Here is a 23,559-nt window from a genome sequence, read left to right as displayed (position 1 = left end):
CCTAAATGAGAAAATTAACTGTATGCAAGCTCCATGATCCTCTCTTGCGAAGCTTTCTCCCGTTCTAACTCTCCCTTGCTGGCGCCTTCATGCATGACCAGGATCCGGTCGCTCATGCCAAGCACTTCCGGCAGCTCGGAAGAGATCATGATGATAGCCTTTCCGGTCTGGGCCAGCCTGGACATTAGCTTATGGATTTCGGCCTTGGCCCCGACATCTATGCCTCGAGTAGGCTCATCAAGGATGAGAATATCCGGATTGTTCATTAACCATCTGCCCAGCAGCACCTTCTGCTGGTTTCCCCCGCTTAAATTCATCATCTCTTGATTCAGGCTTGGTGTCTTGACATTCAATCGTTCCACGAATATCTTGCACATGTTGTTGGCAAGCTTGCTTTTGATGTAACCACTGCTGGTGAAGTCGTCGATACTGGAGATGATCATGTTGTCCTTCACGGATAAGGGAAGGAATGCGCCGGTAATTTTGCGGTCTTCCGTCAACAGTCCGATCTTGTAGCTGATCGCTTCTTGCGGCGAACGGATCGTTGCCTTCTGACCATGGATGTAAATCTCTCCGGAATCCGGAGGGTGAATGCCGAATATGCTTTCGATCACTTCCGTCCTGCCTGAACCCATGAGACCGGCAATTCCAAGAATTTCGCCTTTCCTGACTTCGAAGCTTATGTCATTAAACTTTCCGTTTCTCGTAAGGTTACGGACGGATAACGCGACTTCGCCAATATCGGCGGTTTCTTTGTGAAAGACCTGTTTGATTTCCCTGCCTACCATCATTTGAATGAGCGTATCCTGCGTGAAATCGGACGCTGCTTTTGTACCGATATATTGTCCATCCCTAAAAATGGTAATATCGTCGCTGATTCTGAAAATTTCATTCATTTTGTGGGAAATGTAAATGATTGTGACTCCTTTGTCCTTCAGCGACTCTATGATAGCGAACAATTGCTCGACTTCTTTATCGGTTATAGCGGAGGTGGGCTCATCCATAATAATGAGATCCGCGTTATGGGAAACCGCTGTTGCAATTTCAACCATCTGAATATTGGCAATGCTTAAGTCAATCATTTTTGCCTTCGGGTTAATATTCATGTTCAGGTCCTGTAATAATTGTCCCGCTTCCTGATCCATCTTCTTGCGATTGATCCAACCAAACCCTCTGGTGGATTCACGTCCCAAGAATATGTTCTCTGCAACCGTCATATGCGGGATCGGACTTAGCTCCTGATGTATCATGGAAATGCCATATTGGATGGCATCCTTGGATCCGTGCAGCTTAATGGGGTTTCCTTTATAACGAATGACTCCGCTATCCGGGGTATATATGCCGAAAATGATTTTCATCAAGGTTGATTTCCCGGCCCCATTCTCACCCATAAGCGCATGTACGGTCCCTTTTCGGACTTTAAGTTGGATATTGTCGAGCGCTTTAACGCCCGGAAACTCCTTTGTTACGCCGTCTAGCTCCAAGATGTATTCGGTATCCATACGTTCACCGCCGTTCAGGGTAATTGGAAAGCGGAAACCAGGCATCTCTGCCCGGCTCCGCTGCAAGAAGGTTCGGATTTACTTGCCCCACTTCTGGAAAAACACATCAACATTCTCAGGAGTAATTACCTCAAACTTAACGTCGATCATATTTGGTTCAAGCTTTTCACCGTTCACCGCTTTGACTGCGGTTTCAAGCCCGACTTTGCCTTGACCCATCGGATCTTGGAAAGCACTTACCTTGAGCTTGCCGCTCTTCACGAATTCAAGCGCGTCGATCGTTCCGTCGACACCGGCTACAATCGTCTGGTCAAGTTTACCTGCAGCTTCTAGAGCCATGATAGCGCCGATCGCCATTTCATCGTTGTTGGCTACGATCGCGTCGAACTTCTCGCCGGATTGGATCCAGTTCTCCATCAGAGTTAAACCTTCCGCTCTCGACCAGTTGGCGGTTGCTTCGCGGATGATCTTGATGTCCGGATTCTTCGCGAGTACATCTTTATTGCCTTGTGTCCGATTGACTACCGCTTCTTGCCCAAGCTGACCGTTCATGATTCCGATATTGCCTTTACCGCCGAGTAATTCCGCGACCTTCTCCATTTGAATCGTGCCGGCGACAAGCGAATCGGAACCGACATAAGCATAAATATCTTTCAGCGCGGATTCGTTCGGCTTCCGGTTTACGACGACGACCGGAATGTTCGCCGCTTTAGCCGCCTCAAGCATAGGGTCTACGGCTTCGGTTTGAACGGGGACCAGGATTATGGCATCGACCTTCTGCGAGACGAACGTCTCCATCTGGGTCAATTGCGTACCGTTGTCGTTCTTGGCGTCTACCATGATCAGTTCAACGTTATTATCCACTGCAGCCTGTTTCATGGAGTCGTACAGGTAGGACAGCCATTTGTCGTCGTAGATCGGCATTGCAGCGCCGATTTTAATTGTCTTTTTCTCTCCGCCGGCAGCCGTGCTGGCTGTTTCAGTACTTTTAGAGCCTGCATTCGCGGATTTGTCCGAGCCGCAGCCAGCCAGCAAAGCCGCGATCATGGTAACCATAAGAACCAATGCCCATACCTTGTTTTTTCTCACTTGTTTGACCTCCAGAATATTTGATGGTAACGCTTACAACATTCTTCTAAAAAAAATGAAGTATCTTTTCCTCCTTTTGAAGCTGTTGTATACCAAGTTGTAGTCAAGCTCATCAGATAGTAAGGGTAATCGGTTACCCTATGAACAGATTATATTTCAGGTTCCTGGATATTTCAATACCTTTTTTTAATGAACTTACGTTTTTATGCTGAATACCTAACCTCTTTTGACCGATTTTCCCCTTAAAACCCCTTACCAATGGATTTATCCATTTTTTGATAGATTAAACGGTTACCCTCAAACTATAAATCCATAGATAAAAAAAAGCCCCAAGGGCTTTTTTATCAATCATGAATTCTTGCGGTAGATTCCTTGACTGAAATCTCCGGCAACATTCGCACACGCTGCTTCGGCACTTCATCCTGCTCAATCTTTCTGATCATCATATCCATCACTTCTTTGCCTAACTCCCGGAGGGGCTGAGAGATCGAGGTGAGCTTAGGGCTGACAATGGAACACAACAGCGTATCGTCGAACCCGATAACCGACAATTGTTCCGGCACTTGTATTCCCCTCGCTCTTGATGCCTGCATGACTCCAATAGCAAGAAGGTCATTGCAGCCGAATATGGCAGTGGGTCTATCTTCGCGATCAAGTAATTTCACTGCAGCGATTTCCGCGTCGAGAACAGCAGGGCCGCTGATCACTATGAGATGGTCTTCTACGGTGATGTCCGACTCAGACAGCGCACTCTTGTAGCCTCGAATTCTTTCTTTGCTGCTAACAGATTCTTCGGCGATTACACCGACTCTTCTATGGCCAAGAGCTAGAAGATGGCTGGCAGCCATATAACCTCCGATGTAATCATCGACTGTGACACTGGATACTGACAACTCCGGACGCTCGTGAGCAAAGAGCACAACGGGAAACTTTTCACTAATCAGCTGTTTGAGAAGTGCTACGTTCTTAAATTTCGAAGCAATGATAAATCCATCTATACGACGCTGTTTTAATAGGTTTATATGTCGGGCTTCCTTATCGGCTTGATCGTCGGTGGAACACATCACGATGTTGTATCCAAGCTCCTGTCCGCGTTCTTCAATCTGCTTCAGGTATTCCGCATAGACCGGATTGCTGACGTCGGGAATAAGGAATGCGATTTGATAAGTCGATTTCCCTTTCATCGCGGAAGCAATTACATTGGGACGGAAATTGAGCTCTTCAATGATCCGGTTGATCTTTTCCTTTGTCTTTTCACTGATACGTCCCGTATTGTTTATCACTTTGGAGACTGTGGCAGTGGAGACGCCGGCAGCCTTTGCCACATCGTAAATAGTCGGAGGATTCACATCGACAACTCTTTTCCGCAGCTGATATCAGCATAACACCATACCGCGCTTATGCCTGCCTCCTCATTATACGAGAAAAAGTCGAATGAATCGATGACGAAAAAGGAAGTTTACCGCAGGAATGACAGTGACCGGCGGAATTTATTCATATTTTGTTGCGAATTGAGCGCGGAATCGATCTCCCATTGCCCTGCATATGTCCCATAAGTCAACCACGGGCTGGTTGGTAAACGGTTGCGTATGCATGTAGCCAGGCGGTCCGAATTCCGGAGTAAAAGAAACAAAAGAACGGCCTGAAGCCTGATGCAGCTCGCAAATTTCGGCCCACCATTTCTCATGTTGGATAAGAGCATACTCATATTCAGGCGCACGAAAATCTGGCACCTGCGGCCCCTGTTCATAGCCTACACGTCCGTGAATATGTACGGTATGCACCATCGCAATCGCTAGATTGTCGGCTTGGTCTGGCAACATAGACTCGCATACGTTACACCAATGACTGAAATCGGCTACGATTTTTAAATCAGGCAGATCTCTAAGTAAGCGGGCCGTACTCCATGGTGTAAAGGTGGCTCTCCCGCGATGAGTCTCATGCGCGATCGGCACACCGAGATCCTGTTCCAAACGGATTGAGCGCCGGAAGAAATCGAGTTGTTCCTCATATGGCATGGAATCCTTTCCGCTGTGCGAGTTTATAAGGAAAGGCTCGAAGCTTGCCGCTCGGCGTGCTTTCATTTCGAAGGATGCGGCATGATCCGGACCTTCCGTATGAATTTGCAAGACAAGGTCCAGGCCATATTGCACAATTAAGTTTCTAAATAAAGCTTCATCCTCAGCAGACGGCATCGGAGTTTCCACGCCCGTGTATCCCGCTTCGGCGATTTGGCGAAGCTGGCTGTCCCAGGTGCCCGTCATTCCCCATGCCGCTTTTATCACTTTTAATTTCATCGATATTCACATCCCATCTAATTTATCCATGAGGGCCGGAACTTTAGCCGGCCCGCTCCAGCTGCCTTGACGAATATCCGTCGGCGTTTGCCCGGAAAATTTCTTGATCATCCGCGATAGATGATAGACGCTCTTAAAGCCGGTACGGTCCGCAATTTCCCCGAGGGAAAGCCCTGTGCTTCGCAGCATCTCGAGCACATGCTCTACCCTCACCATCCATAAATAACGCATTGGAGTAACACCCTCGTATTGACGAAAAAGCCGAATGAGGTACTCATTTGATACACCGGATAAGTCCGCTATCTGGTCTAGATTTAACGATTCTTCGAATCTTTTGCGAATTTCGGATTTCGCCCTGATAACCGAAGAATGTTTTCCGGCCTCCAGACGTTCGTTCTGACTTTCTGTCTGGTAAAGCTGAATCGCGGCTACCGCCAAAGTGCACCGAAGATCCCTTTGGGAATCAATCATATTGCTATGCGTTAATGTCTGCAGAACATCTGTCAAATGGTTCATAGCATCTGACAATGGAATCATTCTCGGCAACAGTTCCAGCTTCGAACCTATCTGATTCCAGGTTTGTCCGAGCATATCATCCGCCATTTCGATGTGAATCCAGTGATGCCAGGTTTCCATGTTTTCGGCGAAGTAGAAATCCTCCCTGCAACCTGGATGCAGCAGAACTGCATGCCCTGCCGGCACGAAATAACTTTGTTCGTCTATATGAATGGTCACATGGCCTGTATGCACAGTAAAAAACTGGAGGTTCGGCTGCAAACGCGGCCCCCATCGTCCACCGGGCGGGTAAATGGTATTTCCTGCAGTCGCATCACTTATTACAGATAGGAGCATTCGATTGTCTTCCCATGGGTTCAAGGTCATGGCGGCCTCCAAGATCAGTCGTTTAGGAAGTTATTGATTATCATGCTTAAGCAGATAGAAATGTCTTCAACCTAACATTCGGTTGAGCCAGTTGCTCAAGCACTGGCGTCGCCCCACGCTCAATAAGCATCTCAGCAATACGGATTTCTTTCGCAATTCCTGCTGATGGACCAAAACCGCTGGCAGCGATCATCCGGCCTTCCTTATTTAAATGAAAGAAGAGTTGTCCCGCTTCCCCTAAATCCCGGCTTACCGTTACTTCCCCCGCATCGGGCAACCCTACAACCTGAAGCGTTTGCTCATACTGATCAGACCAGAACCACGGGATAACGGAATACGAATCTGTCCCTCCCAACATGGATCCTGCGGCATGCATCCCTTGTTCCTGAGCATTGCGCCAAGCTTCCAGGCGAATGCGGCGGCCATCATACAATGAATGCGGAAAGGAGCAGCAATCGCCGGCAGCAAAAATATCCGAATCACTCGTGGACAGTCTTTCGTCCGCCTTAATACCGTTCTCGATGTCAAGCCCGCTTTCAGAAGCAAGAGCGGTCTCAGGGATGGCCCCGATACCTACTACAATGCTGTCGCAGAGTAGTTTGGTGCCGTCAGCAAACAGGATGACGTGTTGATCGCCTTCCATATGGATGCGATCAATACCCATCCCGACTTTCATGGCGACGCCGGCAGCGAGGTGCCGCGCTTCGACCAATCGGGCAATGCCCTCGGGTACACCGCGCATGAGTATGCGAGGGGCCGCTTCAACTACGGTAACGGAGCAACCTCGATCGACTGCGCTTGCCGCAACCTCTAAGCCGATGAAACCGCCCCCTATTACCGCCACCTTCGTGCCTAGTAGAAGACCTTTTCTAAGCGCCAAAGTGTCCGCAAAGGTTCGAAGGTACAGCATCTTCGAAAGATCCGAATCATTTAAAGACATGATCCGAGGTCGCGCGCCGGTGGCAAGCAACAGACGTTCATACGACACCGATGACCCGTCATCAAGCTTTATCGTATGAGTGTTTCGATCGATCCGTCCTGCCTTTTTACCGGTGAGCAACCGGATATTATACTGTTCCGCTATTTCTTGATTAATGAATACGGGCTTGGGTTCTTCCTTCATGGTTAACAGCTGCTTTGAAAGAGGCGGGCGTTCGTAGGGAGCAAGCTTCTCCTCCCCAATTATCGTGATGAGTCCGCTCCATCCTTTATTCCGAAGTTCTATAGCCGCTTTTGCCCCCGATTCCCCAGCACCAACAATGACCATGCCTCTCTCCGTCACGAGGACCCCTCCTTAAATGCGGATAAAAACTTTGCCTGTTTCAATCTTCACCGGATAAGTGACAAGGTCCACGCATACCGGAGCCCGCTTGGCCTCGCCGGTCGTTACATCAAACCGTCCATTATGCTTGGGACATTCAATGACATTACCCATCACAAGGCCATTAGACAAATGAAATCGCTCATGCGTACAATATCCGTCAGTCGCGTAATACTCGCTTTTTGCTGTACGGTAGATGGCAAAGGTTCGATCGCCGTAGTCAAAACGCATAACATCCTCAGCGTCAATCTCCTCGGCTTCACAAGCTTCGATCCAGATTTCATTTTCCATAATAAATGGCCTCCTAAGTTGATTCCTATTAGAGTAGTTGATTTAGGCTTCCTTACGATCCGGATTGACCCCATTGTCCGTCTGCGAATCAAACTTGTAGGGATTCGCGGTGCTTGGCAAAGGCCGAACCAAGGCAAAAGACGGGTCTCGCTTCTGTTTTCGCAGGACGGAGAACACTTCTTTGAGCGCATGAGGCATACTTGGACTTACTTCAGGACAGTCCCCTTTCATTTCTTTATGCAACGCAGGAAGCGCATGATAAGGAACCATTGGAAACATGTGATGCTCGATATGATAGTTCATATTCCAGTACAGAAACCGCATGATCGGATTCATATAGATAGTCCGGGTATTTAATCGATGATCCAGAACATCTTCTCTCAAACCCAGATGCTGGGAAAGTCCTGTCAAAAGAACGAAGAGCGCTCCATAAAGGGACGGAAGACCAATAAACATCGCAGGCAGAATGCTGCCGATAGATATACACCATGCGGCGATGCCGCCAAGAATGAGCAGGTAAATACGTGATTCCCAAAATACTTTGCGATATTCGGTTTTCGGAATGTACTGCTTCTCTTGGCTATCGAGAACCCCGAAGGCATGCATAAAATATCGTCTTATTTCTTTAGGCCCGCCGTACAGGTGGAAAATTTCCATTAAAATGATACGCCAAATTGGAGGCCGCTCGGCTACGATCTCCGGATCGCGGCCGACAATTATGGTATCGGTGTGATGTCGAGTATGACTCCAACGGTAAGGCGTTGCCGATCTAAGGAACATGAAGGAAGCGATTTGGTATACGACTTCATTCATCCAAGGCGTCTTGAAAGCGGTTCCATGACCGCATTCATGCCACCTTGAATCGGCTGGCGACGCATAGAAAATCCCGTAAAGCGCGAACACTGGAATCGCCCACCAAGTTCCCCAAGTGTTATAACCAATGAAACCAAGGATAAGGAGTGAACCGAACCAGATGATCGTGTCACGTATGGCAGGTTCATCTTTTCTTTTCATTAATTCCTTAAGCCGCTGACGCGGAATCGGAGTAGAGTACCATTCAGCTGCAACCAACCCCTTCTCGCGGGCCTTTTGATTCTCGGGACCTGTAATACTGTAATCCCTTCTTATTTTCTTGCCAGCCATCTTCTTTATCCTCCTTTAGCCTAGCTGTGGTTGAGGAGGATTGGCACCTCCGGCATTCTGTAACTATCATTTTCAGATTAATCGTACAAAATTACATCATGCATAACAATGATTGCAATTGACGACATTTTGTCTGAAATTGATATTGCCGGGGAGGGTTTTACATCGAAGCATCTGTTCCCTTGATTGGGGTAAGATAAGCGCGGGGCGATAGACCATAAACTTTTTTGAAACTAATCGACAAATGGGAGCGATCAACGTTAATATTAAGAGAATCACTATTTTTCCAACTTGCCTCTAAATGATGATAACGCATACATAATACTCTATATGATATTTCAGCAAAAGTATAATTTTCACAAGTTCAATAAAATTGCAGGGGTGAAGGAAATGAAAGAGCAAATTCGCTGTGCTGTTCTTGGATTGGGGAGGCTTGGGTATTGGCATGCCGAAAATTTAGCGACAAGGGTAAAAGGAGCAACACTAGTTTATGTTGCAGACCCTTTCGAGAAACAAGCCGAAAAGGTTGCCCGTGAATTGAATATTGGAAAATCAACCAAGAACCCTAACGAAGTTTTCGAGGATCCAACAATCGATGCGGTTATAATAGCAACACCTACAAGCACGCACGCTGAAATGATTCAACTAGCCGCAAAGCACAAGAAACACATTTTTGTTGAAAAACCGCTTACCCATGACCTGCAGGAAGCCGTTCAGGTCATTCAAACAATTAAAGAGAACAACATTTTTTGTCAGGTAGGCTTTATGAGAAGATTTGACAGCGCTTATATGGAAGCTCACAACAGAATTCAAGCCGGGGATATTGGTACTCCTTTATATTTCAAAGGGGTGTCTCGCGATCCTGGTTCTCCTCCTGCCGAATTTATTAAAAATAGCGGCGGCATCTTCCTGGATATGTCTATCCATGATTATGATATTTCCAGGTATTTGTTGGGGTCTGAAGTAACTTCCATCTCCGCGCATGGAAACATATTGTTTCATTCTTTTATGGAACCGTACCATGACGTAGACCAAGCCATCGCTTATTTAACCTTCGACTCCGGTGCGGCGGCGGATATCGAAGCTAGCAGGAATGCATTTTACGGTTATGATATTCGGGGGGAAGTCATTGGCAGCGAGGGCAGCATTCAAATAGGATCGCTAAGGCATCATGACATTCAAATCTTAACAAAAAGCGGAAGCACTCATGATATAGTTCCGGCGTTTCCCGAGCGGTTTAAAAATGCCTACTTAAATGAAATTGAGCATTATATCGATTGTCTCAGAAACAACGAAAAACCGTCAGTGGACGAAATGGACGGGAAGATCGCGCTGGAAATTGCACTATCCGCAAAAAAGTCATTCGAGACGGGGAGAAAGGTTTTACTATCTAATCCGACATTGTCCCTCGATTAAAGAAAACTGCAGGCAAATCGATTAACCGATTTACCTGCAGTTCTAATTTTTATGGTCGAGCTTATACTTCAGTCTTCTCATTCTGCTCAAGCGCAAGCTGATCGTTATTGCGCTTAATGATTTCGATCTTGCGTATACGATACTTATCGCGTTCTTGGACGATAAAGGTGAGCACGCCGAACTGCCACGGCTCTCCAACCCTTATCTCAGGCTGCATGTTGTATAGCCATCCTCCGATGGAGTCCACATCTTCATGCTCAAGTTCAATACCCAGTCTGCTATTAAGTTGATCTATCAATAGAATTCCATCTACCAGATAGTGGTCTTCGCCTATGGTTTCGATTTCAATCTTCTCGTCTTGGTCGAATTCATCACGAATTTCTCCGACGATTTCTTCCAGAATATCTTCTATGGTAATAAGTCCCGACGTGCCCCCGTACTCATCCATAAGCAAGGCAATGTGCACATGCTCCTGCTGCATCTTCTTCAGCAAGGACTTCACAGGGATAACCTCTGGAACCGTCATAACCGGCAATAACAGCGACTTGAAATCGAAGTCAGGATTATTGTCATAACGGAGGAAAAACTGCTTCGTGTTCACCGTACCAATAATATTGTCTTTACTCTCTAGTGCCACGGGAAACCGAGTATATTGCTCTTGCTTGATGATTTCCAGGTTTTCCTCTAGTGTGTTGTCTGCATATAAGCAGATCATATCCGTTCTTGGCACCATGATCTCACGGGCTAACAGCTGATCAAAGGTAAAAATTTTATTCACATAGCCGTACTCTGTCTTATTAATCTTGCCGCTCTGGTAGCTCTCGGACAAGATGATGCGGATTTCTTCTTCGGAGTGTGCCTCTTCATGTTCGCTGGCCGGCTTCATGCCGAATATCCTCACGAGCTTGTTCGCCGAACCGTTTAGCAACCAAATAAAAGGGTACATGATTTTGTAGAAGAAGATAATGAGAGGAGCCGTTATAACGGAGATTTCTTCCGCCTTCTGAATCGCTAATGTTTTTGGAGCAAGCTCGCCTAAAACAACATGCAAGTATGTAATCGAGATAAATGCAATTCCGAAAGAAAGAAGATGGCTTACGCTCTCTCCGATCTCTAATCGGCTAAATAAGGGATGAAGAATGTCTTCAACCGTAGGTTCACCCAACCAGCCAAGTCCAAGTGCCGTGATCGTAATACCGAGTTGGCATGCGGATAAATAACCATCTAGATTGGAGGTCACCTTCTGCACAGCAATTGAGTTTTTCTTGCCTTCAAGGACCATTTGGTCGACACGGCTTGGACGAATTCGGATAATTGCAAACTCCGTAGCCACAAAAAAGGCAGTTAACAATATCAATAACGCGACCAAGAGCAAATTTACTAACATGGTTACCTTCCTTCTTCTTCCTGATTTCGTTCTATGGCAGCTATTTAGATCTCTTTGTAATTGTATACCCTAGAAAATCTTTTCTCAACAATCTGCAACATTATCTGCCATGCTCAGAGCTATCGACGGTAAACCCTACTCGCTGGGATACTTCAATGGTGAGCAAATCTCCGGGAACGTCATAAGACAATATCGGACAAGAAAGATCGCTTAACCACCACTTCTTATGTATGTCCTGTTCTTTGTCGTCCTCATAATAGAAGAAGTGGATTTCTTGCACCAAACGTTCCAGGACAGCAGCCTGCTCAGCCCCCGCGCCCTCTAATTGGATTTTCCAACCCCGCTCAGAAGGTTCCAAAGTAAACTTACATTCAAGCTTCGAGGTATCCAGCAGCGCCCTTCCGACCCCGCTTTTAATAACCAGCTTTTTTTGCAATGCCATCGGTGTATCTCCCTTCAGTATCAGATTATTATAATATACACCTTAGCTTCAGATTGATGTGGTTTATTATTGGTTTTTATTCTTCGTTGTGTTAACTTATATAACATAGGATGGATTGATAGGAGAGGATAAAATGATACATGTCAGACGCTATTCCACAGCAGATCACGAACACGTATGGAGGGTACACTTATTATGTATCTCGGAAGCTGGCGTGGAGCCAACGCATAAGCATTATAATGATATCTTCCATATAGAGGAGCAATACATGCAAGATGGCGGAGAATTTCTAGTGGGAACTAATTACAAGGGAAATATCCTCGCCATGGGCGGACTGAAGAGGCTAGATCAGCATACCGCTGAGATCAAGCGACTCCGCGTTCACCCAAGCCACCAGAAGAAAGGCTATGGACAGTTACTCCTTGGCTTGCTTGAGAAACGCGCCGCGGAAATCGGCTTTAAACAAATTTACCTAGATGCATTATCCAACCAGCATGGAGCTCACAAGCTATTCATGAAAAACGGATATGCGGAAAAAGGCCCCACGGTCGTTGATGGATTTAATGTTATCGTATTCGAGAAGACTATAGATTGAGAAAAACGGTAGTCGTTGCATCTTCAGCAGCGATCTGCCGTTTTCATTCATTCCGGCATTATTCCCGCATCACCTATCATGATTTTCCCCGGACCGCCGGCAAAGTAGAACGTGAGCTTAGACCATTGCGATGGATTGAATCTGGAATTCTCGGCATGGAAGCTGCCCAAGGGCAGCTCATAGGTTTGAAATACAGTCTCGTCAGAATCCTTGTACTTCCCTTCGGACAAAACGGACTCCATCCCTGGCAGCCAAGTAAAGTCGGTTGCGGCTGGAGGCCCCTCCTCCATAAATGGTTTTAGCGGCAATCTTATAGCTGTCCCCGAGCGATCTTCTACCTCAATATCAATCCATAGCCCCGCATCTGCTTGCTCCTCCGTCTGTTCATGCTCTAAGTTCGCCATCGAGAAAACCATAATATCTTCTTGGCCAATGCCGGTAACGAGCGAGGGAGATAGATTAATCGTATAAGATCCGTTGTCGGCCCATTCTAAAACAACACCTTTATTACCTTTCCCCTTGCCCTCCCGGTCAAAGGCCTCGACATGTCTCCAGTCCGTTAAATCCACCGCTTCGGCTATAACGCCAGGAGAGAGATCAGCTCGATTCCCCCCCTCGAAATCAGCAATTCGACGATAGCTCCCGTTCTCATATTGGCTGAAATAACGTGTCGCCGGAAGAAAGTCTAGACCGGTTCGATAGTCGCGAAATAAACGGCCATATGACTCATAATCGTGAAATATAGTTTCCAGAAAAGCGGTTACGTACACTTTGGCTATCTGCCGTTGCTGTTTGGATTCAAGGACGGCCTTGGGACGAATGAACAATCCGGCCGGAAACGCCTGATCCGATTGTCCCCATTCCGTATTAAATTGGCTATGGTTGGCATCCTCTATATAGAGGGAAGCCTTAAACGCATTAGCATCCCCAGAAACCGCAGTTCTCCAATACTGCCGGTCACCATAGAAGTTGACTAAATCGGAATCCTTGGCTCCCTGCAGTGTAAGATAGGAAATACCCTTAAGCTGCGTTTGCTTTTTATCAACAGTTGTATCTGTAGGCGCTAGCGCGATAATGGCTTGGACGGCATAACTAACCGTCTCAGGTAACCCGTCATCTCCCTTGAAACAACGATCTCTATCCGCCGCCATCACCGCAGCTTGACCTCCTCGGGAATGCCCGAGTAAAGCAAGCTGCTGAAAATTAATTTTATCGTAAAAAAGCGATCCCTCTTGCTGCGCGAAATCCTGAATTTGCTGTATATGCTTCAGCAGGAGCCATGCGCGGACCTTCATATCCTCATCCGGAATGCCCGTCCATACCGAGTAATTAAGAAAGTTTTCGTCAATTGAAATCGCCGCAATTCCACGACTAGCCAGCAGCTCGCCCAAATAACCATAGCCCTCGTCCGAGAACTTCTCCATCAGATGATTGCCGTGCACCATCAGCACAAGTGGAAATGGACCTTCGCCCTCCGGCATCCATACCCTTCCATTAAGCGGAAGCTCGGTTTCATCGAAACCCCAGAACTTGCTGCGGAGCCATGGCCAATCGTTAATATACGTTGAGGCATCGACCGATTGGGATACGAAATCCGTCTGAGCGCCGTATTCATGGCGATGCCGATCCTGACCGCTTCCATAGGTGTAAGAGTTGAAGAGATACGATCCTGCAACGGACGGATCGGAAAGATTCGCCGCTAAGACGGCAACGTCTCCTTGATCGGATTGATTCACGCTAACAGTATCCGAATTCGATAGTCCGGAGATGGATAAGGAGGCCCCAGACCATGTATAAATAATGCTCAGGACAACCCCTCCAGCTAACACAACCGACATGATCTTCACGTATCTTCTTCCCCAATTACCCGCGATCAAACCTATCACAAGGCCGATAGCCAAAGCGAATAGGACCAATAGGACACAGAAAATAACCGAGCCGATCATGCCAAACTCGGAGAAATAAAAGATAAAATAAGCAAGCACGCCCACATAGAGTAAGCTGCCCGCTGTGAATCGAGGAATTCTTAACCCAACGATAGTTAATAGAGCAGCTGCGCCCCCAGAGAATAATGCCATGGCGATCGTATTCAGCGCTAGACCGGTTACAATGTCGAACAAGGTTCCGAACCCCGTAGGCATCCCCATCGCAGAGATGGCAACCGCCGAGCAACTCACCAACCACAGCGTAATAACAGCATATCTCCAAAGCCAAGTATCCAGAGCAAACGTGCCAGACAAACGTTGCCTGAGCCATATGGATAACCTTTCACTTTTGCTTAATTTAATATATTCAAGGTTCATAGATTTCGCCTCAGTATTCAGTTTTCCGGGTACTCATCGATTTCCGATCTGCGGCTGCCTTGCCCTACGCGACGCAATACATCCTCGAGCTCCTCCGGATGAAGAAGCTCAATCGGCGAAACACCCTTATCGAACTGGAAGGAATCGCCTTCGATTATCACAACATACCGCCCATTCAGGCGGGCAATATGAATGTTCTGTCCGTAGTCGGCCATCTGGCCCTTCACCGACACATCGTCCAGCTTAAATTTCAGTTCCAGCTCCGGCTGTACCTCCACAATCCGGGTCGCTGCCTCCATGACATGCTCATGGGTCCACTTCTCCTGAAGCTCCCGTTTCTCGCCAGCCGCCCATACATCGAACTGCTGCTTCTCCTGCAGCTTTGCTTCATGATGAACCGTCTCGGGCTCAGGAGCATCTGGAGGCGCCTGCCACTTCGTCTCCATGTACTCGTGCACCATCTCCATCACTTGGTCCGTTACGATCTCCGGCTTCGACTTCTCATAGGTAACATACTTAAGGAAGTCTTCGAAATAACGGGCATGGGAAGCCTGATGAATCTTAAGCTCCCACTCCTCAAGCATCCCCTCCTCCGGCATATGCGGATATTGAATGGACTTGATGTTTCGGGCGTTAATCGCCATATCCACATGAGAGATCAGGCTTTTCTCATCAGAAACCCGGGCGATCTTCGATTCGAAGTCACATTTGAGCAAGAACAGAAACGGCTCATCGTAAAGCTCATTCAGCTTGGCTAAAGCTAAGATGAAGGCTCCGCCTCTGACTCCATTGGTATCCATATAAATGCGCAGCAGATCATCGCTGAAGTTGTGGAATTCCTCCGGATTAGCCGCTGTTCTTAGACGCTGGAATAAGTTGTAGTTCGGATTGCTTGTCAGCTCGTGGCCTGGCTCTACGATAAACCGTCCGATTTTCGTAGGCACTTGCTCATAAGCCGGATTGATTTCCGCTTTACGCTTGGCTATCCGCTTAAATTCGGAGTCAAGAAACGACTTGAGCTCGCTGTCTTGGTATTCTTCGTGCGTTAGCGTTTGGTAATGCTTGTACTTCTTAGGCGAATCCGGATCTGTTCCTTCAGACTGTATGACGAAAAAGGATAAACATTGAATGGCGAATTTCATGTGCGGCTCCCCGTTGGCTTATATCAATTCTTTAGCCTAATCGAATATTATCAGGTATGTTATCGATCGACAACCTTTCGAATAATTGCTCGTTGTTTTACAAATTATAATCAAAAATTCATTTAAGGAGATATTAAAATTTTGAAAAACAATGCAACAATTGATAGGAAAATGGACGACGCATATAACCTTGTTGAAAAAGCAAATGAACACATGACTCGCATTTATATGGAGCACGTGCTTTTCACTTGGCAATGGTGGGTTGCATTATTTTTATGTATAGCACCATGGGTTCTTTGGATTATTTATAGAAAAAAGGAAAGCACATGGCGTTTAATGACATCGGGAATGTTTGTAATGCTCATTTCTTCATGGTTGGATTCCGTAGGATCTTCATTTGATTTCTGGCATTATCATTACGATGTTCTCCCAACAATACCTTCATATGAACCTTGGGATTTTACGCTAATGCCCGTAACTATAATGTTTCTTCTACAATTTAAGCCTAATGTTAGTCCATTCCTAAAGGCGGTTATTTTCGGAATCCTTTCTGCTTTTGTAGCGGAACCGTTCTTTACTTGGATTGGTTTATACCATACAGAGAACTGGAAATTCATTTATTCGTTACCCATTTATATCGTTATTTATTTAAGTGCACACTTTATTTGTACAAGAAAAGATTTTGACGACCTCAAGAAGGGTTGCCATTATTAAAAACCATCTATCTGGGAATAGTATGTACGCTATCACTCCATTAACAATAAAGGAGGCTGCTTTTCTAAGATGGACAGTACAGAAAACACGCATGAATTCGTAGAAAAAGTTCATGATACGCAGAAAAAGGCTAAGAGGAACAAGAAATTGCAGAACGAAGAACAACCTGGCACCAAGCTGCCTGGCAAGCAGCATAGCACCAACAAGTAAAGATACAGGTAACATGAGAAAGCAGGCCTCCTCATTCTATAAGGTGAGCAGCCTGCTTCTTTTTTCATGGACTTGAGTGAAATCCTATCGCCTTTCGTCGTATGCGGGGCGAGGTGACTGATAGATCTATTTATTTCTTAATTCGAATAGTGGCTGTAAGTGTGGGATTGGCGTTTCCAATAAAAGTTATAGCTGTTACTTTTTGTATGATAAAAGTGGTTTTTTTGGTTTTTTTCTTACTCATTGTCCTCACCTCCCTCGTAGAGTAATTCTGCGACGGATGATGCGCTTTTATCGACGGCCGGAAGGCAGGAAAATCGTAAGTCTAATTTTCGCCTTGGCTTTGCCTTTTGCAGCTCTTGCTATCACCGTTTGAATAATATTAAGGACATGGTAGCGTTTATTGCTGATTCGGCGCTGATAGACTTTCGTTCGGGTCCGTGTCACCATTAAAGCCCCCTTCCTATTCATTCCTACTAAAGGATATGCCAATCTATTGGACATGGTATCGGCTGAAGTTGATATTGCTAGAAAAAGGTAATTGCCTGACACTGTTGCAGCCTGCTTCTTTTTTCATGGACTCGATACTGCGCGCTAACTTAATTGGGAAGACCCGCCTTACCTTCCTCATAAGGTACGAACACCGCGACAACGAGATTAAGATGATCATATGATGCAGAAGAAATTAGGACAAGGAGGGTTCGAACGTGAATCGTACTCGAGTAAAATCCTATCGCCACCGCGTTGGCAAAAACCATTATCTTGTCATTAAAATCTTCCAACTTGCTAGCGCCCGCTCCAAACTTGGCAATTCACTTGCAAGCAACGCACTCAACATCAAAATTACGAAACAGCGCAAACGCCGCTAACCAGACACGCTCTTCGCCATAGGAAGGGGGTGACAAAACATGAAACGCAATAATTCCAATAACGTGAAGGAATGGAAAAAAGGTAAAATTAAAATCAAAGTCAAACAAAAAGCAACTGCATTCGTCTTCCAAGGAGGCAACGCGATCGCCATTAACGCATCCGATATCGGTGTCGTCCGCAATCGTCGCTAGTTACAATTCAATTAGAGGCTTTACAGCAGAAAGACCGCCCACCGGGCGGTCTTTCTGCTATTCCCGTGCTTCCCGTGCATAGGGGTCACACCATTCTAGATTGTTCGGGATTGGCAAGAAGCAAGCGCTAATGTCTAGTTTGTGCCATGCGGACAAGCATGTGCGCCAGCATGTGGCGCTCTTCTTCCGTACCGACCTTCCATATCTCCTGAAGCAGCTTCTCCTCGCTATTGCGGGGATCCTCATTGCTCGCCAAATAATCAGCTACCTTCTGAGCAATGACAGCCATCTGCTCTTCGCCCATGCCGATGCTTTGTGCGAGCTTAATCCTTCTTCTGAGGTACTCTTTGAACACCTCGAAATCGCCCAGTATTCGGTCCTTTTCTCCGGAATCTATACTCGATATTGCACGATCCACTTTGCTTGGATCAATATCACCGTCTTTGTCGACGACATGATTGTACTCGGACATATGAATTCCTCCTAGGCTGCGATTTGACATTTCACTCTCATTTTAACCATATCGCAGCCGATTGAACCCCACACCTTGACCACACACTCACTCTTTACACCTCTTTAGGACGGTATCCCCTTCGTTCAGGAGCATGACAATTCACTTGGAATCCAGCCCTTCTGAGTCAAAGGGATATCGTCGTTAAGGAGCACCAACCCACCCTTTCTGAGCCAAGGGGATATCGCCCGCGGAGAATGCCCAGCCCTTTTTAATCTGCGGCTCTTTTCAGAATTCTAATGTTTAACTCTTTGTCGATATGGGGTATTTAACTTTCAGCAACACAAAAATCTTAGGAATACACAGAGAGGGGACTTCCATATGGAATCCACAAAATCAAAAAAGAAATGGATTACACTTCTTCTAACAGCCACGATGAGTGTAGTTCTACTATTCGGTGCTACTGCATGCAGCAGCAAAGCTGAAGGAGATGGAGATGTTGTTGTAGGAGATGAGGCTCCGGATGCTACCGTTCCTGCAGCGGAGAGCGAAGCTCCAGCAAGTCCATCCGCTTCTTAATCAGGCAATAAACCCGCGAGCTTAGTGCCTCGGCACGGTTCGCGGGTTTTGCACATTCATGAGTCCAGCCATTCCTCTGGAAGCAGTCGTCGATACCTAAGTTCTGTATACCGATCGTCGACAAGTAAGAGTATCCCTCGATCTTGTTCCGATCTTATCAGCCTGCCGCCCGCCTGAAGTACTTTGTTTATTCCCGGATACACATATGCGTAATCAAACCCCTTGCGGCCGTCCTCGTCGAAGTAGCTTTTTATGAGATTGCGCTCCAGTCCGATCTGAGGCATTCCAACTCCCACAACGACAACCCCTTGCAGCCGATTCCCTGCTAGATCAATACTCTCCGAGAAGATTCCGCCCATTACTGCAAACCCAACCAAAGCGCGATCATTGTCCTTTGCGAAGGCGGCTAAGAAGCTCTCGCGGTCCTCTTCCGGCATATCGGGCGTTTGGATTAGCGTAAGGATTCCTTCATTTTCTGCTATAAACGCTTCGTATACGCTATTCATATATTCGTAAGAAGGGAAAAAGAAGAGATAATTTACCGGATTTTTCCTTACCGTTTCATGGAGCAGCTTCACAAGAGAATACTTGGTACGTTCACGGTCAACATATTTCGTAGAAATCGGCACAACGGACACCTCCCATTGCTCGTTGGCAAAAGGAGAGGGGAGAGTAACCGAATAATCCTCCTCACCGGCGCCCAGCATATCCATGTAATAGCTAAGCGGGGAAAGAGTTGCCGAGAAGAACACATGCGCCAGATAACCTTTGCCCATCTGTCTAAGCAGAGTAGAAGGATTCAAGCAGAATAGCTTCAGCCGGACTTCGCCCCTGGCAACCTCAGCGTAACTTACATAGCTCTCATTGTATAGCTTGCTGATCCTCAGAAAACTTATAGCAGCGAAGTAGGTTTCCAACAATGGCGTGTTACCCGAGTCCGAGCCTCCTCCTGCTGCAAGCTCCCTCTCCGCTTGGATAACGAAACCCTCCACCAAATCTACAAGCTCGATCGGTAATTCTTTTGTGACGATAGTCGGTTGTTCATCCGCCTGTTTCCTAAAGGCAATAAACCATTTGTTAATCGCTTTGGCTGCTCCATGCAGCTCTGGACGTTTCCCCTTGAACTCTCGCTCCAGCTCCATGAAGCTCCTCTTCTCCAGCTCGGCGGAGAACATCTCCCTTGCCCGATCGATAAGATTGTGCGCCTCGTCCACCAGCAGTACGGTTTGATTCCTATGTTCCCCTGATAACCGTTTCAAGGAAACACGCGGATCGAATACATAGTTATAATCGCAGATGACCGCATCAGCCGCATATGCCGCATCCAAGGAAAACTCGAACGGACAAACCGTGTGCTTGCGCGCATACAGCTCAATAACGGAGCGATTGATCAAGGTTTCATTCGTAAGCATATCTAGCAGCGCTTCATTGATGCGGTCGTAATATCCATCGGCATATATGCATTGTTCCTTGCGGCAATCGACTTGCTCTTGGAAGCAGATTTTGTCCTTTGCCGTTATCGTCACCGAGCGCAGCTGCAGTCCTTGAGACCTCATGAGAGCGAGCGCTTCTTCAGCCGCCGTTCTTGTAATCGTTCTGGCGGTCAAATAAAAGAAATGCTGGGCTTTCTCCTCTCCGATTGCCTTGATGGCCGGATAGAGTGTTGATATCGTTTTGCCAATCCCTGTGGGCGCCTTCGCAAACAGCTTCCGTCCCTCATCGATTGCCTTGAATACCGAACCCGCCAACCTCCTCTGTCCTTCGCGAAAAGCAGGAAATGGAAAGATCAGCCCTTCAATGCTCTCATCTCTTAAACGTTTATTGCGATGCAGCATCTGAGCATAAGGCGCATAGCTCTCTACAATCCCCCGTACGAAAAGCTCCAATTCCGCCAGGGTGACCTCTCGTTCAAATTTCTTCTGCTGCTCCGTATCCACATGAACATAGGTCAATCTGACCCGTAGTTGAGATATCTTATTCTCAATTGCATACATATACGCATAGAATTCGGCCTGCGCCCAATGTACGGGATGCATTTCCTCCGTTAGGCTTTCTATGTCCTTCGTGGTGGATTTGATCTCATCGACGAGGATCCCGCCGTCCTCGGTGACTAATAACCCATCGCATCTTCCGTCTATGACAAATAGGAGATCTCCGTAAGGGATCTCCGCGCTTAAATAAATTTCCTTCTGATCCTGCTCGCCGTACTGCTTCTGTATTTTCTGATGGGCCTTCGTGCCTTCCACTAGCGTGCTCATCGTCCGAAATCCGGAATCCAAGCTTCCGCTGCGGAACACGTGCTCTACAAGGCTTCTTACGGAAAGAATAACCAAATTCGGCATGGAACGTGATCTCCTAATAAAAGAACATTTGTTCCTCTATTGTATCACACTTGAGAGAGAGACATCTCTTAGTTGAAAAATGCAGGCAAATACAGCTTGTTCTTCTCCAGCATCTCTTCCAACAGAGCTTTGGCCACCTTAACTGATGGCACTAAGGGATGACTCGCCATCGCTTGCAGCGCAATCCCTCTATCCCCCGTAATTGCCGCTTCTATCGTCAGTCTCTCATAGGTTTTGACCGCGTGGATAAGGCCTTTGGCCTGCTCGGGCACATTCGAGACAGGAAGGGCAATCGGACCGTTGCCCGTGACGACACAATTGACCTCAATTGAAGCATCCTTAGGCAGGAAGTCCAAGATATTCCCGTTGCGGACATTTAACGTCTGGATATCGCGCCTATCGTTATACAGCGAGATCATAAGATTAACCGCCGCCTCGGAATAATATGCTCCGCCGCGTTGCTCCAGCTGCTTCGGCTTCTCTTGCAGATTGGGGTCCTTGTACAGCTCGAACAATTCGTCCTCCACGCGTTTGACGACTTCGGCGCGGGTACCATTAGCCTTTAAGGATGCCAGCTGCTCGCCCAGCATGGCAGCGGTCATGTAAAAGTATTTTAAGTAGTAAGAAGGAAGACCGCCTAATGAGCGCAAGAAGTCCGCATCCCACTCCGTTGCCGGAACGTTCTTACCGGAATACTCCTCCCGTTTGTCCAGAAGCTCCGCTAATTTATCCTCTCCTTCTATTACTATCCGCGTCACCCAATGAAGATGGTTTAACCCTACGAACTCGGTGTAGATACGATTAGTCGGAGTGTCATACTTTTTGCTCAGCCATTTGTGCAAGCCGATCGGAGCATTGCAAAGACCGATGCTCTTAACCTTGGAATACCGATTAATCGCCTCGGTAACCATTCCAGCCGGATTCGTGAAGTTTAGCAGCCATGCGTTCGGGCTTAATTCCTCGATATCCTTGCAGATGTCCAGCAGCACCGGAATCGTCCGGAGAGCCTTCATCATCCCGCCCGGCCCAGTAGTCTCCTGGCCGATTACCCCGTGCTGATTCGGGATATGCTCATCCCATTTACGGGCTTCCAGCAAGCCTACACGCATTTGCGTTGAGACGAAATCGGCCCCTTCAATCGCTTGGCGACGATCCAAAGTCAGATAAACCTCGATGGGAAGACCGGATTTGGCAACCATTCGCTTAGCCAAAGCTCCTACCGTTTCCAGCTTATGCTTCCCCGCTTCTATATCGACAAGCCAGAGCTCTCTGATCGGCAGCTGCCCGTAATTCTGAATAAAGCCTTCCACAATTTCCGGTGTATAAGAAGAGCCTCCGCCGATAACGGCTATTTTCAAACCTTGTGTCATAATGTTCATCTCCTTGGCGTTTCATCTCGCTAGCTCTATTAGATTAAATCAATTCATAATCCGATACGGCACGAAGCTGGTCATAAATGCGCTGCGGTAACTTAATTCCGCTTTTTTCAACCGCTAGCCATACAGCACCGACTACGGGCTCCACTTGCAGCTTCACGATTGCAGCTTGAGGAGCGGCTTCTATTACCGCCTGGCGAATATAAGCATGGATGAAGTCACCCTCTCCGCGAGTGACAATACTTCCAGCCAGCACGACATCGAAGCTATCGCTTTCCATCCCGAGCCTCTTGATAACCGCTTGCGCGGATTTACCCATCTCTTCACCCTGTACTCGCAAGATGCTTGTTGCGACGGGATCCCCTTGCAGGGCAGCTTCAAACAGCAGCTTCGCCGTATGCAGCGGCGGAGTCTTCTCATGGTCCAAGTAATCGTCGAACATAGCCTGCACGCTATCGTAGCCCAACTCCCTAAGGAGAAGCTCTGTTAGGAGCGTTGGACGCTCGCGCCCATCCCAAGCACGAATGACTGCGCGGAACGCTTCAATGCATAGGGATCCTCCGCCGCCGAAGTCTCCATATGGATAGGAGAAGCCGCCGCATTGGTAGAATTGACCTTGAGGGCTGACCCCCGCGCTGTTCGTTCCCGTCCCGCAGATCAAGACAACGCCATAGGGACGGTTGGTTCCCGCCCGAAGAGCAATCATCGTATCGCAGTTGATATCATATCGGGGGAATCCCAGCTCGGCGATCATCGGGCGTATAATCTTATAATCCGTCTCCCGGTCCGCCCCCGCCAAGCCGAAAAACGCGAATGAGATCTCTTCACGCGTTAACCCCGCCTGACCCAAGGCCATCCCGACCGACTCACGAATATTCTGGCGCGCCTCTTCATAACCCGACTGGTGATTCCCTTTTCCGCTGTTCCCTTTACCTACAATCGTTCCCTGTTCATTGACGATGAGGGTGTAGGTTTTGCTGCCCCCGCCATCTACGCCAAGATAATATTTCAAGGTA

At 47.3% G+C, this 23,559-nt stretch carries 24 protein-coding genes; 7 read left to right on the top strand and 17 right to left on the bottom strand.

The annotated features are described in order from the left end of the window. Positions 1-14: 14 nt before the first annotated feature. The 8 genes from ACESLK_RS06450 to ACESLK_RS06415 all read right to left on the bottom strand — a co-directional run bounded on the left by ACESLK_RS06450 (position 15) and on the right by ACESLK_RS06415 (position 8,525). On the bottom strand, positions 15-1,502 hold the full coding sequence (locus ACESLK_RS06450) for a sugar ABC transporter ATP-binding protein (protein ID WP_372663704.1): 1,488 nt from the start codon (positions 1,500-1,502) through the stop codon (positions 15-17). 78 nt (positions 1,503-1,580) lie between these two features. After that, positions 1,581-2,591, bottom strand: coding sequence for a sugar ABC transporter substrate-binding protein (locus tag ACESLK_RS06445; protein ID WP_372663657.1), 1,011 nt, complete (start codon positions 2,589-2,591; stop codon positions 1,581-1,583). 344 nt (positions 2,592-2,935) lie between these two features. Further along, positions 2,936-3,940 carry a LacI family DNA-binding transcriptional regulator gene (locus ACESLK_RS06440; RefSeq protein ID WP_372663655.1) on the bottom strand — a complete coding sequence of 335 codons (1,005 nt, stop codon included), beginning with the start codon at positions 3,938-3,940 and terminating at the stop codon, positions 2,936-2,938. Positions 3,941-4,081: 141 nt separating this feature from the next. Next, complete coding sequence (locus ACESLK_RS06435; RefSeq protein ID WP_372663653.1) at positions 4,082-4,888, bottom strand: sugar phosphate isomerase/epimerase family protein; 807 nt, start codon at positions 4,886-4,888, stop codon at positions 4,082-4,084. Positions 4,889-4,894: 6 nt separating this feature from the next. Further along, a complete protein-coding gene (locus ACESLK_RS06430) occupies positions 4,895-5,770 on the bottom strand; it encodes a helix-turn-helix domain-containing protein (protein WP_372663651.1) in 876 nt (291 codons plus the stop codon). Positions 5,771-5,816: 46 nt separating this feature from the next. Beyond that, a complete protein-coding gene (locus ACESLK_RS06425; RefSeq protein ID WP_372663649.1) occupies positions 5,817-7,052 on the bottom strand; it encodes an NAD(P)/FAD-dependent oxidoreductase in 1,236 nt (411 codons plus the stop codon). Between the two features lie 12 nt (positions 7,053-7,064). Further along, complete coding sequence (locus tag ACESLK_RS06420; protein ID WP_372663647.1) at positions 7,065-7,382, bottom strand: MocE family 2Fe-2S type ferredoxin; 318 nt, start codon at positions 7,380-7,382, stop codon at positions 7,065-7,067. 42 nt (positions 7,383-7,424) lie between these two features. Further along, positions 7,425-8,525, bottom strand: coding sequence for a fatty acid desaturase family protein (locus ACESLK_RS06415; RefSeq protein ID WP_372663645.1), 1,101 nt, complete (start codon positions 8,523-8,525; stop codon positions 7,425-7,427). Between the two features lie 390 nt (positions 8,526-8,915). Here ACESLK_RS06415 and iolG point away from each other — a divergent pair, with 390 nt between their 5' ends. After that, positions 8,916-9,941 carry an inositol 2-dehydrogenase gene (iolG, locus tag ACESLK_RS06410; protein WP_372663643.1) on the top strand — a complete coding sequence of 342 codons (1,026 nt, stop codon included), beginning with the start codon at positions 8,916-8,918 and terminating at the stop codon, positions 9,939-9,941. Between the two features lie 61 nt (positions 9,942-10,002). Here iolG and ACESLK_RS06405 read toward each other — a convergent pair whose 3' ends face one another. Beyond that, positions 10,003-11,328, bottom strand: a complete 1,326-nt coding sequence (locus ACESLK_RS06405) for a hemolysin family protein (RefSeq protein ID WP_372663641.1) — start codon at positions 11,326-11,328, stop codon at positions 10,003-10,005. 100 nt (positions 11,329-11,428) lie between these two features. Beyond that, positions 11,429-11,770, bottom strand: a complete 342-nt coding sequence (locus ACESLK_RS06400; protein ID WP_372663639.1) for a hypothetical protein — start codon at positions 11,768-11,770, stop codon at positions 11,429-11,431. Between the two features lie 133 nt (positions 11,771-11,903). On the opposite strand from ACESLK_RS06400, the gene ACESLK_RS06395 reads away from it, so the two are divergent. Continuing rightward, entirely contained in the window at positions 11,904-12,365 is a 462-nt protein-coding gene (locus tag ACESLK_RS06395) for a GNAT family N-acetyltransferase (RefSeq protein ID WP_372663637.1), read from the top strand. Between the two features lie 47 nt (positions 12,366-12,412). Here the strand turns inward: ACESLK_RS06395 and ACESLK_RS06390 are convergent, their stop codons facing one another. After that, positions 12,413-14,668, bottom strand: a complete 2,256-nt coding sequence (locus ACESLK_RS06390) for an alpha/beta hydrolase (protein WP_372663635.1) — start codon at positions 14,666-14,668, stop codon at positions 12,413-12,415. A 17-nt stretch (positions 14,669-14,685) separates the two neighbouring features. Beyond that, on the bottom strand, positions 14,686-15,810 hold the full coding sequence (locus ACESLK_RS06385; RefSeq protein WP_372663633.1) for a DUF3900 domain-containing protein: 1,125 nt from the start codon (positions 15,808-15,810) through the stop codon (positions 14,686-14,688). 141 nt (positions 15,811-15,951) lie between these two features. Here ACESLK_RS06385 and ACESLK_RS06380 point away from each other — a divergent pair, with 141 nt between their 5' ends. Then, positions 15,952-16,524, top strand: coding sequence for a CBO0543 family protein (locus ACESLK_RS06380; protein WP_372663631.1), 573 nt, complete (start codon positions 15,952-15,954; stop codon positions 16,522-16,524). Between the two features lie 69 nt (positions 16,525-16,593). Beyond that, the gene (locus ACESLK_RS06375) at positions 16,594-16,734 is read left to right on the top strand and encodes a DUF4023 family protein (RefSeq protein ID WP_372663629.1); all 141 of its coding nucleotides are present in this window, start codon (positions 16,594-16,596) and stop codon (positions 16,732-16,734) included. Positions 16,735-17,025: 291 nt separating this feature from the next. Here ACESLK_RS06375 and ACESLK_RS06370 read toward each other — a convergent pair whose 3' ends face one another. Next, on the bottom strand, positions 17,026-17,181 hold the full coding sequence (locus tag ACESLK_RS06370) for a hypothetical protein (RefSeq protein WP_372663627.1): 156 nt from the start codon (positions 17,179-17,181) through the stop codon (positions 17,026-17,028). Positions 17,182-17,441: 260 nt separating this feature from the next. On the opposite strand from ACESLK_RS06370, the gene ACESLK_RS06365 reads away from it, so the two are divergent. Next, positions 17,442-17,603: a hypothetical protein gene (locus tag ACESLK_RS06365; RefSeq protein WP_372663625.1), complete on the top strand. Its 162-nt coding sequence runs from the start codon at positions 17,442-17,444 to the stop codon at positions 17,601-17,603. 39 nt (positions 17,604-17,642) lie between these two features. Beyond that, on the top strand, positions 17,643-17,795 hold the full coding sequence (locus ACESLK_RS06360) for a hypothetical protein (RefSeq protein WP_372663623.1): 153 nt from the start codon (positions 17,643-17,645) through the stop codon (positions 17,793-17,795). Positions 17,796-17,922: 127 nt separating this feature from the next. Here the strand turns inward: ACESLK_RS06360 and ACESLK_RS06355 are convergent, their stop codons facing one another. Further along, positions 17,923-18,267 (bottom strand): DUF3243 domain-containing protein, encoded by a 345-nt coding sequence (locus ACESLK_RS06355; RefSeq protein WP_372663621.1) that lies wholly within the window; start codon positions 18,265-18,267, stop codon positions 17,923-17,925. Positions 18,268-18,627: 360 nt separating this feature from the next. Between ACESLK_RS06355 and ACESLK_RS06350 the strand changes: the two genes are divergently transcribed. Next, the gene (locus ACESLK_RS06350; protein ID WP_372663619.1) at positions 18,628-18,825 is read left to right on the top strand and encodes a hypothetical protein; all 198 of its coding nucleotides are present in this window, start codon (positions 18,628-18,630) and stop codon (positions 18,823-18,825) included. A 56-nt stretch (positions 18,826-18,881) separates the two neighbouring features. Here ACESLK_RS06350 and ACESLK_RS06345 read toward each other — a convergent pair whose 3' ends face one another. The 3 genes from ACESLK_RS06345 to ACESLK_RS06335 all read right to left on the bottom strand — a co-directional run bounded on the left by ACESLK_RS06345 (position 18,882) and on the right by ACESLK_RS06335 (position 23,555). Beyond that, complete coding sequence (locus tag ACESLK_RS06345; protein ID WP_372663617.1) at positions 18,882-21,167, bottom strand: ATP-dependent DNA helicase; 2,286 nt, start codon at positions 21,165-21,167, stop codon at positions 18,882-18,884. Between the two features lie 68 nt (positions 21,168-21,235). After that, complete coding sequence (locus tag ACESLK_RS06340) at positions 21,236-22,537, bottom strand: 6-phospho-beta-glucosidase (RefSeq protein ID WP_372663615.1); 1,302 nt, start codon at positions 22,535-22,537, stop codon at positions 21,236-21,238. Between the two features lie 43 nt (positions 22,538-22,580). After that, positions 22,581-23,555, bottom strand: a complete 975-nt coding sequence (locus ACESLK_RS06335) for an N-acetylglucosamine kinase (protein ID WP_372663613.1) — start codon at positions 23,553-23,555, stop codon at positions 22,581-22,583. Between the last annotated feature and the right edge of the window lie 4 nt (positions 23,556-23,559).

Source organism: Cohnella sp. (assembly GCF_041640265.1).
Classification (GTDB): domain Bacteria; phylum Bacillota; class Bacilli; order Paenibacillales; family Paenibacillaceae; genus Cohnella.
Note: the sequence above shows the minus strand (reverse complement) of the source record. Positions and strands in the feature narration are given on the sequence as shown.

What these genes read in the sequence shown, in the direction of transcription:
- ACESLK_RS06450 (WP_372663704.1), bottom strand. Translation starts at nt 1,502, where the DNA reads ATGGATACCGAATACATCTTGGAGCTAGACGGCGTAACAAAGGAGTTT.
- ACESLK_RS06435 (WP_372663653.1), bottom strand. Translation starts at nt 4,888, where the DNA reads ATGAAATTAAAAGTGATAAAAGCGGCATGGGGAATGACGGGCACCTGG.
- ACESLK_RS06430 (WP_372663651.1), bottom strand. Translation starts at nt 5,770, where the DNA reads ATGACCTTGAACCCATGGGAAGACAATCGAATGCTCCTATCTGTAATA.
- ACESLK_RS06420 (WP_372663647.1), bottom strand. Translation starts at nt 7,382, where the DNA reads ATGGAAAATGAAATCTGGATCGAAGCTTGTGAAGCCGAGGAGATTGAC.
- ACESLK_RS06415 (WP_372663645.1), bottom strand. Translation starts at nt 8,525, where the DNA reads ATGGCTGGCAAGAAAATAAGAAGGGATTACAGTATTACAGGTCCCGAG.
- iolG (WP_372663643.1), top strand. Translation starts at nt 8,916, where the DNA reads ATGAAAGAGCAAATTCGCTGTGCTGTTCTTGGATTGGGGAGGCTTGGG.
- ACESLK_RS06405 (WP_372663641.1), bottom strand. Translation starts at nt 11,328, where the DNA reads ATGTTAGTAAATTTGCTCTTGGTCGCGTTATTGATATTGTTAACTGCC.
- ACESLK_RS06400 (WP_372663639.1), bottom strand. Translation starts at nt 11,770, where the DNA reads ATGGCATTGCAAAAAAAGCTGGTTATTAAAAGCGGGGTCGGAAGGGCG.
- ACESLK_RS06395 (WP_372663637.1), top strand. Translation starts at nt 11,904, where the DNA reads ATGATACATGTCAGACGCTATTCCACAGCAGATCACGAACACGTATGG.
- ACESLK_RS06390 (WP_372663635.1), bottom strand. Translation starts at nt 14,668, where the DNA reads ATGAACCTTGAATATATTAAATTAAGCAAAAGTGAAAGGTTATCCATA.
- ACESLK_RS06385 (WP_372663633.1), bottom strand. Translation starts at nt 15,810, where the DNA reads ATGAAATTCGCCATTCAATGTTTATCCTTTTTCGTCATACAGTCTGAA.
- ACESLK_RS06375 (WP_372663629.1), top strand. Translation starts at nt 16,594, where the DNA reads ATGGACAGTACAGAAAACACGCATGAATTCGTAGAAAAAGTTCATGAT.
- ACESLK_RS06360 (WP_372663623.1), top strand. Translation starts at nt 17,643, where the DNA reads ATGAAACGCAATAATTCCAATAACGTGAAGGAATGGAAAAAAGGTAAA.
- ACESLK_RS06355 (WP_372663621.1), bottom strand. Translation starts at nt 18,267, where the DNA reads ATGTCCGAGTACAATCATGTCGTCGACAAAGACGGTGATATTGATCCA.
- ACESLK_RS06350 (WP_372663619.1), top strand. Translation starts at nt 18,628, where the DNA reads ATGGAATCCACAAAATCAAAAAAGAAATGGATTACACTTCTTCTAACA.
- ACESLK_RS06345 (WP_372663617.1), bottom strand. Translation starts at nt 21,167, where the DNA reads ATGCCGAATTTGGTTATTCTTTCCGTAAGAAGCCTTGTAGAGCACGTG.
- ACESLK_RS06340 (WP_372663615.1), bottom strand. Translation starts at nt 22,537, where the DNA reads ATGACACAAGGTTTGAAAATAGCCGTTATCGGCGGAGGCTCTTCTTAT.